This window comes from Micromonospora sp. NPDC005298, from assembly GCF_040607375.1.
Classification (GTDB): Bacteria; Actinomycetota; Actinomycetes; order Mycobacteriales; family Micromonosporaceae; genus Micromonospora.
Window position 1 is genome coordinate 885,872 of record NZ_JBEXGP010000001.1, and the last position, 12,796, is coordinate 898,667.

14 protein-coding genes are annotated in these 12,796 nt (G+C 73.7%); 7 read left to right on the forward strand and 7 right to left on the reverse strand.

Annotation, left to right across the window (positions count from 1 at the left end):
• Positions 1–285: 285 nt before the first annotated feature.
• Positions 286–1,707 (reverse strand): hypothetical protein, encoded by a 1,422-nt coding sequence (locus ABZS77_RS04210; RefSeq protein ID WP_354816806.1) that lies wholly within the window; start codon positions 1,705–1,707, stop codon positions 286–288.
• A 128-nt stretch (positions 1,708–1,835) separates the two neighbouring features.
• Between ABZS77_RS04210 and ndhC the strand changes: the two genes are divergently transcribed.
• Positions 1,836–2,213 carry an NADH-quinone oxidoreductase subunit A gene (ndhC, locus tag ABZS77_RS04215; protein WP_354816809.1) on the forward strand — a complete coding sequence of 126 codons (378 nt, stop codon included), beginning with the start codon at positions 1,836–1,838 and terminating at the stop codon, positions 2,211–2,213.
• A gap of 95 nt (positions 2,214–2,308) precedes the next feature.
• Here the strand turns inward: ndhC and folP are convergent, their stop codons facing one another.
• Positions 2,309–3,178 carry a dihydropteroate synthase gene (gene folP, locus ABZS77_RS04220; protein ID WP_354816812.1) on the reverse strand — a complete coding sequence of 290 codons (870 nt, stop codon included), beginning with the start codon at positions 3,176–3,178 and terminating at the stop codon, positions 2,309–2,311.
• Between the two features lie 151 nt (positions 3,179–3,329).
• On the opposite strand from folP, the gene ABZS77_RS04225 reads away from it, so the two are divergent.
• On the forward strand, positions 3,330–3,902 hold the full coding sequence (locus ABZS77_RS04225; protein WP_354816815.1) for a DivIVA domain-containing protein: 573 nt from the start codon (positions 3,330–3,332) through the stop codon (positions 3,900–3,902).
• Positions 3,899–4,396: an SRPBCC family protein gene (locus ABZS77_RS04230; RefSeq protein WP_354816818.1), complete on the forward strand. Its 498-nt coding sequence runs from the start codon at positions 3,899–3,901 to the stop codon at positions 4,394–4,396. The genes ABZS77_RS04225 and ABZS77_RS04230 overlap by 4 nt, the downstream gene beginning before the upstream one ends.
• On the opposite strand, the gene ABZS77_RS04235 is transcribed toward ABZS77_RS04230, so the two are convergent.
• Positions 4,341–5,234: a sterol desaturase family protein gene (locus ABZS77_RS04235; protein ID WP_354816820.1), complete on the reverse strand. Its 894-nt coding sequence runs from the start codon at positions 5,232–5,234 to the stop codon at positions 4,341–4,343. The two genes, ABZS77_RS04230 and ABZS77_RS04235, sit on opposite strands and share 56 nt — an antisense overlap.
• Positions 5,235–5,370: 136 nt before the next feature.
• On the opposite strand from ABZS77_RS04235, the gene ABZS77_RS04240 reads away from it, so the two are divergent.
• Both ABZS77_RS04240 and ABZS77_RS04245 read left to right on the forward strand, forming a co-directional pair.
• Entirely contained in the window at positions 5,371–5,952 is a 582-nt protein-coding gene (locus ABZS77_RS04240) for a DNA-3-methyladenine glycosylase I (RefSeq protein WP_354816823.1), read from the forward strand.
• A gap of 13 nt (positions 5,953–5,965) precedes the next feature.
• On the forward strand, positions 5,966–6,589 hold the full coding sequence (locus ABZS77_RS04245; RefSeq protein WP_354816826.1) for a hypothetical protein: 624 nt from the start codon (positions 5,966–5,968) through the stop codon (positions 6,587–6,589).
• Here the strand turns inward: ABZS77_RS04245 and ABZS77_RS04250 are convergent.
• Genes ABZS77_RS04250 through ABZS77_RS04265 form a run of 4 tightly spaced genes read right to left on the reverse strand, consistent with a single transcriptional unit; the run spans position 6,586 to position 10,816 of the window.
• Positions 6,586–7,827 carry a DUF1501 domain-containing protein gene (locus tag ABZS77_RS04250; RefSeq protein WP_354816829.1) on the reverse strand — a complete coding sequence of 414 codons (1,242 nt, stop codon included), beginning with the start codon at positions 7,825–7,827 and terminating at the stop codon, positions 6,586–6,588. The genes ABZS77_RS04245 and ABZS77_RS04250 overlap by 4 nt on opposite strands.
• A gap of 16 nt (positions 7,828–7,843) precedes the next feature.
• On the reverse strand, positions 7,844–9,142 hold the full coding sequence (locus tag ABZS77_RS04255; RefSeq protein WP_354816832.1) for a DUF1800 domain-containing protein: 1,299 nt from the start codon (positions 9,140–9,142) through the stop codon (positions 7,844–7,846).
• Positions 9,143–9,201: 59 nt separating this feature from the next.
• Positions 9,202–9,993, reverse strand: a complete 792-nt coding sequence (locus ABZS77_RS04260) for an enoyl-CoA hydratase-related protein (protein ID WP_354816835.1) — start codon at positions 9,991–9,993, stop codon at positions 9,202–9,204.
• A gap of 4 nt (positions 9,994–9,997) precedes the next feature.
• Positions 9,998–10,816, reverse strand: a complete 819-nt coding sequence (locus ABZS77_RS04265; RefSeq protein ID WP_354816838.1) for a PaaX family transcriptional regulator C-terminal domain-containing protein — start codon at positions 10,814–10,816, stop codon at positions 9,998–10,000.
• A gap of 190 nt (positions 10,817–11,006) precedes the next feature.
• Here ABZS77_RS04265 and ABZS77_RS04270 point away from each other — a divergent pair, with 190 nt between their 5' ends.
• Complete coding sequence (locus ABZS77_RS04270) at positions 11,007–11,174, forward strand: DUF3117 domain-containing protein (RefSeq protein WP_007455245.1); 168 nt, start codon at positions 11,007–11,009, stop codon at positions 11,172–11,174.
• A gap of 146 nt (positions 11,175–11,320) precedes the next feature.
• Positions 11,321–12,796, forward strand: a complete 1,476-nt coding sequence (locus ABZS77_RS04275; protein WP_354816841.1) for a leucyl aminopeptidase family protein — start codon at positions 11,321–11,323, stop codon at positions 12,794–12,796.

The following is a 12,796-nucleotide window of genomic DNA, read 5'->3' on the forward strand; positions in this document are numbered from 1 at the left end:
CCTGCACCTCGCTTCGCTGCGCGCGGTCGCGCGGGCGGCTGAACATGATGGTGACCTCGCCTTGCCCGGCCACGGGACCTCCTTGACGCAACGTTGCACCGCACCGCCCCAGGTGGTCCGGTCGCTGTCGTTCCTCATCTGAGAGCCTACGTCGAGCAGACCCCCGAGCCTCCCCGGAGGTCCGCCGACTGGGACCGGAATGGGCCATGATTTGCGCAGCAATGCGACGTTTCGCCCGGCACGCCGTAATCCAGATCACCCGGATCCCGGGTCGAGCGACGCCCGTCAGTCCGTGGGCGCCGGACCCGGATCCGGTGCCGGGTCACGCAGCCGGCGCCGCAGCGAGGTGGTGGCGAGCGTGAGGGCCAGCACCACCAGCAGCACGGACACCGCGATCAGGATGATCGCGGTGCGCTGCACCGAGGACATCCCGCTGCCACCGGCGGCCCCGCCGGCCGGGAGTACGCCCTGCGAGCCGGTCGGTGCGGGAGGCGACACCACGGGGGTGGCCAGGGCCGCGGCGGCCGTGATCCGGAAGCTCATCTGCACCTGCCGCGTCGGGCCGCTGCGCGGGTCGAGCTGGCCGATCACCGCACCGGACAGCGGCGCCTCGCGCTGGGCCTCGGGGGTCGCCTCCACGGGCAGCCGCAGCTCGGTGGTCCGGTCCGCCGGCACCGTGCCAGCGTCGCAGCGTACGCGCGTGGGCCCGACCGCCACGCAGCCTGCCGGTGGGGTCGGAACGCCCACCCCGGACGGCAGGACGACCTCGATCCGGCCGGCGGCGTCCACCGTGCCGGTGTTGCCGAGCTGGACCGTGAGGGTGCTCGCCGCGCCGCTGATGTCGAAGGCCACCTCGTCGGCATCGAGCGAGATCCCGGGGACCGGCGGGCCGGGCGGGAAGAGCACCGCGAAGCCCTGGTTGTCGGTCACCTCGCCGGTCACCCCCGGCGCGCTCGCGGTGACCCGGACGGTCCCGCTCAGCGGCATCTGCCGCCACGCGTCGCCGGTCACCTGGAGCCGCAGGAGGCTGCTGAACCGCGCGCCCACGCCGGCCGTCCAGGCCCCGCACCGGTAGGTGCCGCCGCCGACGGCGGCGCACCCCTTCGTCCCGGCGTCGCTCAGGCCGGGGGGCACGGTGTAGGAGAGCCGTACCCGCTGCGCGGTGCTGCCGGTGTTGGTCACCGTGACGCGCAGCGTCGCGGTCGTGCTCGCCGCGTTCCAGTACGCCCTGGTCAGGGTGATGTCCTCGGTGGTGACCTGCACGCCCAGCGGGCTCGGCGGCGTTCCCGGGGGTGCCGGCGGGGCCGGCGGCCGGGGGGTGGACGGCCCGGTCGTGCCGCCCGGCGCGGGGGCGGTGTTCGTCGGCGCCGGGGGTACCTCCGGCGCGGTGGTCACCGGTGCCGCCGGGGTCGTCTCGGGCGGTGGCGCGGTGGTCTCCGGGGCCGGCTCGGTGGGCGACGGATCGCCTCCCGGGTCCTGGGTCGGGGTGGGCTCCTGCGCCGGTGTGGTCTCCGGGTCCGTCCCCGGTTCGATCACCGGGTCGGTCGCCGCGGCGGCCACCGGGTACGCGTGCGGCACCGCCGCGCTGGCGAACGTCGGGGCCACGGCGAGCGCCGCCGCCAGGCCGAGCGTCAGCGAGGTCAGCAGCAGAGCTGTGGGACGCGGCCCTGCGGCCCGGCGATCGGGCGAGACCTTCACGCGGGCCATCTGTCCTCCGGTTACATGGGTGGGATTCCAATATTCGGTAACAGTTGCCCCAGTGCACTAGTCCCGTCCGGAAACAAATCCGTAACGTGTTCGAGCCGGCCGCCCCGCTTGGGCGTTAGGCTGCCCATGTGACCGGTTACCTGGGCTCGTACGCGACGCTCGGGCTCCTCCTGCTCGCGAGCGTCCTGTTCTTCGTAGTGGCGTTCGCGGCCAACCGGGTGTTACGTCCCGCCCGTCCGGCCGACCCGCCCGGCAAGCGGACCAGCTACGAGTGCGGGCTCGACCCGGTCGGCGCGGACTGGGCGCAGATGCAGATCCGCTACTACGTGTACGCCTACCTGTACGTGCTGTTCGCGGTCGAGGCGGTGTTCCTCTTCCCGTGGGCGGTGGTCTTCGACCGGCCGGGCTTCGGCCTGGTCACGGTGGTGGAGATGGCGGTCTTCGTGGCGGTGCTGGCGCTCGGCATCCTCTACGCCTGGCGCCGGAACATCCTGCGCTGGACCTGACCGCCGGAACATCCTGCGCTGGACCTGACCGCCGTACCCTCCGGCGATCGTGCCGGCCCGGCCGACCGTTCGCGGCCGGTCACGGCGACGACCGGTCAGGCCAGACCCCGGCGGGTCGCCGCGGGCGGACGGTCACCGCGGATCGAGGCCACCATGTCCAGCACCCGGCGGGTGGGCGCCACCTGGTGGGCGCGGAACACCCGGGCACCCAGCCATGCGGACACCGCAGTGGCGGCGAGCGTCCCCTCCAGCCGCTCGGCCACCGGCAGGTCCAACGTCTCGCCGATGAAGTCCTTGTTGGAGAGCGCCACCAGCACCGGCCAACCCGTCCCGGTCAGCTCGTCCAGTCGACGGGTGATCTCCAGCGAGTGCCGCGTGTTCTTGCCGAAGTCGTGCGCCGGGTCGATGAGGATGCCGTCGGGGCGTACCCCCGCCGCCACCGCGCCCTCGGCGAGCCCGGTCACCGTCGCGACCACGTCGTCGACCACGTCGTCGAACGCGGCCCGGTGCGGACGCGTCCGCGGGACCAGCCCGCCGGCGTGCGAGCAGACCAGGCCCGCGCCGGTCCGCGCCGCCACCCGGGCCAGCGCGGGGTCGGCGCCCGACCAGGTGTCGTTGAGCAGGTCCGCCCCGGCGGCCACCGCCTCCGTCGCCACCTCGGCCCGCCAGGTGTCGATGGAGATCACCACGTCCGGGAAGGCGGCCCGGACGGCGGCGATGGTGTCCACCGTGCGCCGGATCTCCTCCGCGACGTCCACCTCGACGCCGGGGCCGGCCTTCACCCCGCCGATGTCGATGATGGCCGCGCCCTCGTGCACCGCCCGCTCGACCGCGCGCAGCGCGCTGTCGGCGGCGAAGGTGGCACCCCGGTCGAAGAACGAGTCCGGTGTGCGGTTGACGATCGCCATCACCACCAGCTCGTCCGGGGCGAACGTCCGCCCACCCAGCCGAAGCGCCCCGGTCATGCCCGCCTCCTGAGGATCCGCGCCGGCGCCGCCGCGTCGGTGCGTCCCGACGCTAGCCGGTCCATCGGCCGCACCGCAGCGCGCCGTGGGCGCCGATCGTGATCGGGGTGGTGGGGTCGCTACCTGCCGGCCGTCGTGCCACGATCAGTGCATGGGTCAGCTTCTGCTCCTCCTGGTCGTCGCGTTGACCGTCGCGGCTGTCGTTTTCGGTGTGACGGTGCTGGTCAGCGGCCGCGACCCCGGCCTGGTGCCGGTCGAGCCGGATTCCCAGGCCGTGCCGCTGCCCGGCACCCGGCCGCTGCGCGAATCCGACGTGGGAGCGGTCCGTTTCGACACCGGCCTGCGCGGGTACCGGATGGCGCAGGTCGACCAGGCGATGCGCCGCGCGGCGTACGACATCGGCTACAAGTCGGAGCTGATCGGCGTACTGGAGTCGGAGGTCATCGCGTTGCGTGAGGGCCGAACCGCCGACGCGGACATGCTGCGCCAGGCCCGCGAGCAGGCGGCGAGCGCGGCCGAGCGTCCCGACGCCACCTCCTCCCCGGCGGACGCCGACGGCGTGGCCCCCGTCGACGACTCCGAGCCGGCGGTGACCCCGCTCGGCTCGACCGACGCCGACGAGCGGCCCGACGCCAGCTCCTCGGCCGCGGACGCGGACGGCGTGGCCCCGGCCGACAACGACACCAGCAGGAACGACGCGGTGGTCCGGTCGGAGTCGGCGTGACCGATCCCCAGGGCGCCGACGATCTCCGTGCGGCGGCCCAACCCGGTGCCGGCGAGGTGACCGCGACCGTGATCGTCGACGCCCCGGCCGAACGGGTCTTCGCGGCGCTGCTGGCCTGGGAGCGTCAGTCCGACTGGATCCCCTTCACCCAGGTGCGCGTCGTCGAGGGCGACGGCCGTGAGGGCAGCCGGATCGAGGCGGTGACCGCGCTCGGGCGGGCGACCCTGCGGGACGAGATGCGGGTCGTACGGGTCGACGAACCGTACGAGATCGGCGTGGTGCACTACGGCCAACTGCTGCGCGGTCCGGGTGTGCTGCGCTGCACCCAACTGGACCGGGCCCGCACCCAGGTCGTCTGGCACGAGTGGTTCCACCTGCCGGGCGGCCGGGCCGGTCGGCTGGCGTGGCCGGTGCTGTGGCCCGGCTCCAAGCTCGGCCTCACCCAGGCGCTGAAGAGGTTCGCCCGTCTGGTCGAACAGGGCCGGCTGCCCTGACCACACCGGGCGTCGGCTGCCATCCCGGAGCCCGGAACAGGTGCCCGGCGCGGTGCCGCCAGCTCGTCGCGGAGCGCAGGTCCCGGCCGATCGAGGCGTACTCGTGCAGGGCCACCCGGACCGGGTTGTAGCTGCCCAGGTTCTTGGTGAGCCCGTACACGCAGCGCTCCCGCTCCGGCGCGAACGAGCCGAACAGCCGGTCCCAGACGATCAGGATGCCGCCGAAGTTGCGGTCCAGGTAGCCGCCCTGCGAGGCGTGGTGCACCCGATGGTGGGACGGGGTGTTGAACACGAACTCGTACCAGCGCGGCATCTTCTCGATGCGCTCGGTGTGGATCCAGAACTGGTAGAGCAGGTTGACCGATCCGCTGAACGCCACCACGGCCGGGTGTACGCCGACGAGGATCATCGGGATGTAGAAGACCCAGCTGGTCAGGCCGGTCCATGGCTGGCGCAGCGCGGTGGAGAGGTTGAACCGCTGCGACGAGTGGTGCACCACGTGCGAGGCCCAGAGGATCCGGATCACGTGGTGGCCCCGGTGCGACCAGTAGTAGAAGAAGTCCTGCGCGAGCAGGATCAGCGGCCACGTCCACCACAGCTCGGTCACGCGCAGCGGCGTGAGCGCGTAGAGCAGCGCGTACGCGGCGGCGATCGGCACCTTCCAGAGCAGGTCGGTGAAGACGCTGCCGAGCCCCATCGCCAGGCTGGTGGCGGTGTCCGCGCCGCCGTAGCCGACCTCGTCGTCGTCGCGGTGCAGCAGGTAGGACACCCGCTCCAGCACGATGAGCAGCAGGAAGGCCGGGATCGACCAGGCGATGACGTCCGGGAACTCCTTCATCGCGCCACCTCCAGTGCCGTCGGTGGTGGGGGAGCACCGGTGGGTGACCCCGTCCTACCGGTCGGTAACAAGCACCATAGGCAGCCGGACGGCCGGTGGCAATGGGCTGTCGGTGCGATGGCCTAGCGTGGTCGGGGTGACTGACCTGGTGATCGGCGCCGACGGGCTGGCCCGCTGCGCCTGGGGGGCGAGCACCCCGGACTACGCCGTCTACCACGACACCGAGTGGGGGCGGCCGCTGCGCGGCGACGACGCCCTCTACGAGCGGATGACCCTGGAGGCGTTCCAGTCCGGCCTGTCCTGGCTGACCATCCTGCGCAAGCGCCCGGCGTTCCGGCTCGCCTTCGACGACTTCCACATCCCGACCGTCGCCCGGTACACCGACGCCGACGTGACCCGGCTGCTCGCCGACGCCGGCATCGTCCGTAACCGGGCCAAGATCGAGGCGGCGATCGCCAACGCCCGCGCCGCGTTGGAGCTGCCCGAGGGCCTGTCCACGCTGCTCTGGTCGTACGCGCCGGAGCGGCGGCCCGCCCGTCCCGCCTCGTTCGCCGAGCTGGCGCCCATCACGCCCGAGTCGACGGCGATGGCCAAGGCGCTCAAGAAGCGGGGTTTCCGGTTTGTCGGCCCCACCACCGCGTACGCGCTCATGCAGGCCACCGGAATGGTCGACGATCACATCGTCGGCTGTCACGTCACCCTCGCCCCGACGGCGTGATGAGATGGCAGGCATGACGACCGAGACCGCGCACCGGGCCGGTGCGGCCGGCAACGCCGACGGGACGGGCACCTGGGCCGTGCTTCTGCCCGCCGAGCGGTACGAGGCCGAGCGGCTCGTGCACCACGACGCGTTGGAGCTGACCGGCCTGACCGACGTGGGCCGGCCGAGGCCGGGTGACCGGGTGGCGGTGCTCGCCGACGCGCCGCCCCGGCTGGTGGCGCTCGGCCGGGTCGCCATGCCGGCGCAGCGGCACTCGGAAGACCCGGACGACCCGCAGGCCCCGGTGGAGCCGGCGACGCTCGTCGTCGCGTACACCCGGCGAGCCTTCGACGAGCCGGTGCCGGCCGACCTGGTCACCCTCGACGGGCCGGTCACCGCACTGGAGCCGGCGGCCTTCCGGGCGCTCGCCGACCAGCTCGGCCCGCCCCCGGCGCGGCGCACCTGGCTGGTCAGCCTCGACCTGCCCATCGAGGCCGACACCCCGGCCGAGGCGGTCCGCCTGTTCTGGTCGTACGTGCAGGAGCTGGGGCCGCGTGAGCTGCCTGCGTTCGTCTCACCGTCCGGCGACGAGCTGGCCATGCAGGCGTTCGTGCTGGGCGCCGAGGCCAACCAGGACCCGGAAGAGGACGACTAGAACAGCCTGTCCAGTCGTCCCCGCCAGTCGGCGAGCACCGGGCCCGGGTCGGTGTCCAGCACCCGCTCCAGCAGCGTGGCGTAGACGTCCCGGAAGTCGGTGGTGTATTTCAGGTCGCCGTCGTCGAGGTCGGTGAGGCTGGGCGCCTCGCCGTGCCACCCGCCGCGCACCCCGGCGCCGAGCAGCAGCACGTCCGACGCGGTGCCGTGGTCGGTGCCGTCCGAGGCGTTGGCCTTCACCCGGCGTCCGAACTCGGAGTAGACCGCCACCACCACCCTGCGGCCCGCCTCGGTGCGGGCCATCCGGTCGGCGAACCCGGTCAACGCCCGGTCCACCTGCCCCAGCAGGACCGCCTGCAACTGCTTCTCGTCGGCGTGGGTGTCGAAGCCGCCCAACGACACCGAGAAGGCCCGGGTGGACACTCCCGCCTCGACGCACTGGGCGACCAGGTCCAGTTGCGCGTCGAGGGGCGTACGCGCGCCACCGGTGGCGGTGGCGGGCGCCTGCTCGCCGTCCGGGTCCGCCGCGTCCGGGTCGGCCGAGTCGCGTACCTGGCGGATCATCTCCTCCACCGAGCGCAGGTCGGCGAAGCAGGCGGCGGCGCGTCCCCGGGCCGCCGACTCGCCTGCCTCGGGGGCGGCGAACGCGGCAAGCGTCTCCGCCGACAGCCCCTTGGCGGCCTTGCGGTCGGTCACCGGTACCGCGGCGCCCGCGCTGCGCTCCCCGGCCAGCAGCGGCGGCAGCGCCGGCTCGAAGGAGACCGCCAGTCGGGGGTCACCGCCCGCCCGGTCCAGCCACCGGCCCAGCCAGCCGGTGGTGCCCGGCCGGTCCGGTTGCGCGGTGTGCCAGATGTCCATCGAACGGAAGTGGCTGCGGTCCGGCTTCGGGTAGCCGACCCCGCGCACGATCGCCAGCCCGCCCTTCGACCAGCGCTGGTGCAGACCCTCCAGGGCCGGGTTGAGGCCGAAGTCGTCGTCCAGGCGCCGCACCTCCGAGTCCGGGTACGCCAGCTCGGGACGGGCCGCCCGGTAGGCCGGGTCGCCGTACGGGATGACCGTGTTCAGGCCGTCGTTGCCGCCGTACAGGGTGACCAGCACCAGCGTGTGCGACTCCGGGTCGCGGTCGCCAGCGGTGTCCAGCAGGTCCCGCAGGCTGTACGCGCCGGCACCGGCGGCCAGCGCGCCCGCGCCGACCACCCCGCTGGTGAGCAGGAACCTCCGTCGGGTCAGGGTGTCCATCTCTCGACTCCTCCGCTCAGCTGACGGTGTATTCGGGACTGACCAGGCCGGCGGCGAGCAGCTTGCGGGGCTCGCCGGCCAGCGGGGTCAGGGCGGCCCGGGTGCGGGCGCCCCAGCCGTCGACGACGAGCAGCCGGGCCAGCGCGTCGGGTCGGCCGGCGGTGGGCGCGGCGGTCAGCCGGTCGAGCACCGCCGGTGCCGTCGCGGCGGCCAGCATCCCGGCCAGCCGGAGCCGGGCCTGCAACGACGAGGTGGTCAGCCAGGCCGGCCCGGCCGGCCAGCCGCCCACGCTGGGCGGGCGCAGCGGCACCTGGTCCAACGCGTTCAACCCGCCCAGCAGTTGCTTGCGCTGCTGCTCGGGCAGCGCGGCGGGACGGACACCGAGCTGGCGCAGCGCGCCGACCAGCCACTCCACCGGCTGCTTCACCAGGGTGCCCCGGCTCTGTGCGAAGGCCGGCGCGGAGAGGACCGCGCGAAGGGTCGCCACGGTGTCCGCGCCGGCCAGGCCGTCCGGTGCGGGGGCCTCCGCGCCGGCGTAGCGGAACCACAGCCGCCCCGCCACGAACGTCGCGGCCGCGGGCTGGGCGGCCAGCAGTCCGGCGTACGCCTCAGCGTCGAACCGGCCGCCGCGCCCGAGGATCGTCTTCTCCGCGGGGTCGTGCCGGCGCGCCTCGAAACGGGCGGTGCCGGCCCGGCGGTCCACCACCCACCCGGTCAGCGCCCGCGCGCCGGCCTTCACGTCGGCCTCGGTGTAGGCGCCGATGCCGAGCGTGAACAACTCCATCAGCTCGCGGGCCAGGTTCTCGTTCGGCGCCTTGCGGGTGTTCTTCTGCCCGTCCAACCAGATGATCAGCGCCGGGTCGCGCACCATCGCGGCGACCAGCGGGCCGAGCGGCCCCCGGCCGTGCCGGCGCAGCGTCTCCAACTGCCCGAGCATCATCGAGGCCGAGCGCACCTTCTGCGCGCTCGTGGCCCAGTGCCCGTGCCAGAAGAAGAGCAGCTTCTCGCTCAGCCCGTCCTCGGCGGCCACCATCCGGTCCAGCCACCACTCGGTGACCTGCTGGAGCTGCTTGCGGCGCTCCCCGTTGGCCTTCTGCCGCTGCTCGCGGGTGGACTCCTTGGTCAGCGCGGCGTACGGGTCGGCGGGCAGCGCCGGCGGCGGGGTGGCCGCCGCGCCCCGGTCCGGCCGGCCCGGCGCGAGCAGCCGGTCCAGCGTCGCCGCCGGTCCGGCCCGCTCGGCCGCGTCCACCTCGTCGGCGGTCGGCCCGAAGGTGGCCCGGCGCAGCAGGTGTGCCACCGCTTCACGATCGCTCATGGGCCCCGACGCTAGGCGGCCCGTGTTCGAGGACGGTAAGGCCGAGGTGCGAATCGCGTTCAGTGTCCCTCGAAGACCGGTTTCTGCTTCGCGACGAAGGCGAGGGTGGCCGCCCGGTGGTCGTCGGTGGCCCCGCAGATCGCCTGCGCCTGCGCCTCGGCCGCCAGGGCGTCGGCGAGGGTGCCGGCGTCGGCGATGGAGAGCTGCCGCTTGATCGCCCCGTACGCGACTGTCGGTCCGGCCGCCAGTCGGGCGGCCAGCTCCTGCGCGACCGGCAGCACCTGCTCGTCGTCGTCCGTCAGCCGGTTGAGCAGGCCCAGCTGGCAGGCCTCCTGGGCGCGTACCGGCTCGGCGAGCAGTAGCAGCTCCACAGCCTTGGCGTGGCCGACGAGCCGGGGCAGCGTCCACGAGGCGCCGGTGTCGGCGGCGAGGCCGACCTTCGCGAAGGCCATCAGGAAGCTGGTGCTCGGCCCGCCGATCCGGATGTCGGCGAGGAACGCCAGGGAGGCGCCCGCCCCGGCGGCCATCCCCCGGACGGCGGCGACGACAGGCTTGGGCAGGTTGGCCAGCCGCGCGGCGATCGGGTTGTAGTGCGCCCGGACGGTGCCCAGCGGGTCGGCGGAGCTGTTCTCCAGCGTCGACACGTGCTCGCGCAGGTCCTGACCGGCGCTGAACGACCCGCCCGCCCCGGCCAGCACGACCGCCCGGCAGGACCGGTCGGCCTCCAGCTCCGCCAGGGTGTCCCGCAGCGCCTCCTTCAACGCCACGTCGAGCGCGTTCATCGCGTTCGGGCGGTTCAGCGTGAGGGTGACGACGGCGTCGGTCCGGTCGACGAGCAACGGCTCGGTCACGTGTCTAACGACCCTTCTGTCGGACGATGCGGTTGCCGGCGTCGAGGCACTGCTCGACGTACCGGTCGGCGGCCGGACGCAGGCGGGCCGCGTGCCGGTCGAAGAAACTGGCGGCGGCGGTGCCGGGCCAGCGCTCGGGCAGCAGCGCCGGGGGCAGCTGCGGGTCCCGGAACAGGAAGGTACGCCACGCGTGCACGAGCCGGAACCGGGCCGCGTACGCCTCCTCGTCGCTGCTGCGCACGGTGACCGCGGCGAGCAGGGGGCGTTGGTCGGCGACGAAGCGTTCGTAGGCGCGGCCGATCTCGGTGAGGTTCCACGCCCGGCGGACCACGCCCATCGCCCCGGGCGTGCCGGAGTAGTGCGACGCGGTGAACCGCTCGAACCGGATGCCGGCCTCGGCGAGCAGCAGGTCGACGTCCTCGCCGGGCCGGGTGGCGACCCAGGTCTGCTCGTCGAGTGTGCCGTAGCCGAGGAAGCTCAGGGTGGCGGCGAGCCGCTGGCGGTCCCGGCGGGAGCCGGGCGCCTCCAGGACGAGCAGATCGAACCGGCCGTCCCACGTGACGCGGCCGGTCCGGTAGATCCGGGCAGCCGCCTCGTCCAGTCGTCGGGCAGCTTTTGGTGTGATCGAATATCCCGGTCCGGATGCCAGACGGAGCGGGTCGAGCCAGCCTTGACGCACCATCCGGGACACGGCGGTGCGAACGGCCGGCGGCGCGATTCCCAACGGTGCCAGTAGCTTGACCAGGGCGGCGACCGGTGCCCGGCCACCCCTCGGCCGGAGGTGGTCGCCGTACAGGTCGAAGAGTGCCGACCGTGCCTGCATGACCGCACATTGTGACAGGCCTTCTCAAGATAAGCTAGATGCTGTTACATCAATGCTGCTCCGGTTTGGGTCCGGCGGTGTTTATCAGGGAAAATCGTTGGTCGACACCCCCGCGACCGCTGCGGGTGGTCAAGACGAAGTGGCTGTGGGGCAACCCACCGACCCTGGTGTAGGTCTGAGGGGAGACAACATGGCGGCGATGAAGCCGCGGACGGGCGACGGTCCGCTGGAAGTCACCAAGGAGGGTCGGGGCATCGTCATGCGGGTCCCGCTGGAGGGCGGTGGCCGGCTCGTCGTCGAGATGACTCCCGACGAGGCCAACGCGCTCGGTGACGCGTTGAAGGCAGCCGCTGGCTGAGTGAGGAGTGGTCCGGGCGGTGCACGCCGCCCGGACCGTTCGCCAGACCCTGAGCCACCGGTACCGCCGGTGGCTCAGGGTCTTCATCGGTGCGGACCGGCCGGCCCGGTGCCGCTCCGCGACACTTCCTGGAGGTGCGGTTCCGCGTGCTCGACATCCGTCTCGTCGCCGAGTCCGACCGGCTCGACGTCCTCGTGCTGCCCGTCCGTCCCACCGGTCCAGCCACCGGGGGTGCGGCGTCGGCAGTGCCGGCACCGACCGCCGTGGCGCTCCCGGACGGCACCGCCGACGAGGCCGCCGCGCTGACGCCGGTGGCCCGCCTGACCGGTCGGGCCGGCGAGATCCGCACCCAGCTCCGCCCCGGACGCACCCCCGGACGGCTGCTGCTGCTCGGCATCGGCGACGGTGACGAGGCGGCCTGGCGTACTGCCGGAGCGGCCCTGGCGCGCTCCTGCGCCGATGAGACGCATATCACCATCGCGCTGCCGGCCGAGGTGACCACGACGGCTGTCCGCGGCCTGACCGAGGGTCTGCTGCTGGCGTCCTACCGGTTCCGGCTCACCGAGGCCGGCGACGCACCCGCGCTCGACGGCGTCGACCTGCTGCTCACCGACCCGGCCGCGTACGAGTCGACGGTCGCCACCGCCCGGACCACCGCGGCGATGACCCGCCTCGCCCGCGACCTGACGAACATGCCCTCCTCGGTGAAGAACCCGCAGTGGTTCGCCGAGCAGGTGACGACCGCCGCGGCCGACCTTCCGGGTCTGCGTCTGCGGGTCCGTGGCCCGGACGAGCTGGCCGCCGAGGGCTTCGGTGGGATCCTCGCCGTGGGCGGCGGCTCGGCGAGCGGCCCCCGCCTCGTCGAACTGGACTGGCACCCGGCCGGCGCGCGTACCCACGTGGTGCTGGTCGGCAAGGGCATCACCTTCGACACCGGCGGCCTGTCGATCAAGCCGGTCGCCGCGATGACACTGATGCGCAAGGACATGGCGGGCGCGGCGGCGGTCGTCGCGGCCACGCTCGGCGCCGCCGCACTGGAACTGCCGGTCCGGATCACCACGCTCGCCCCGCTCGCGGAGAACGCGGTGAGCGGCTCGGCGTTCCGCCCCGGCGACGTCATCCGGCACTACGGCGGCGTGACCAGCGAGACGACCAACTCCGACGCCGAGGGGCGGCTGGTGCTGGCCGACGCGCTTGCGTACGCGGTGCGGCAGCTCCAGCCCGACCTGCTGCTTGACCTGGCCACGCTCACCGGCGCCAACGCCGTGGCGCTGGGCAAGCGCACCGCCGCCCTGTACAGCGACAACGACGAGCTGGCCGCCGACGTCCTGGCGGCCGTCGAGTCGGCCGGCGAGTCGGCGTGGCGGATGCCGCTGCACACCGACTACGTCGAGTACCTGGGCAGCGAGATCGCCGACCTGTACAGCGCGCCGACCCAGGGCGCCGGGTCGGTGCTGGCCGCGCTCTACCTGCGCGAGTTCACCGGCGACCTGCGGGACCGCTGGCTGCACCTGGACATGTCGGCGCCCTCCTGGGCCGACGGCGACCAGGCCGAGGTCAGCCGCGGCGCCACCGGCTGGGGTGTGCGCTCGCTGCTGCGCTGGCTGGCAAGCGTCGACTGA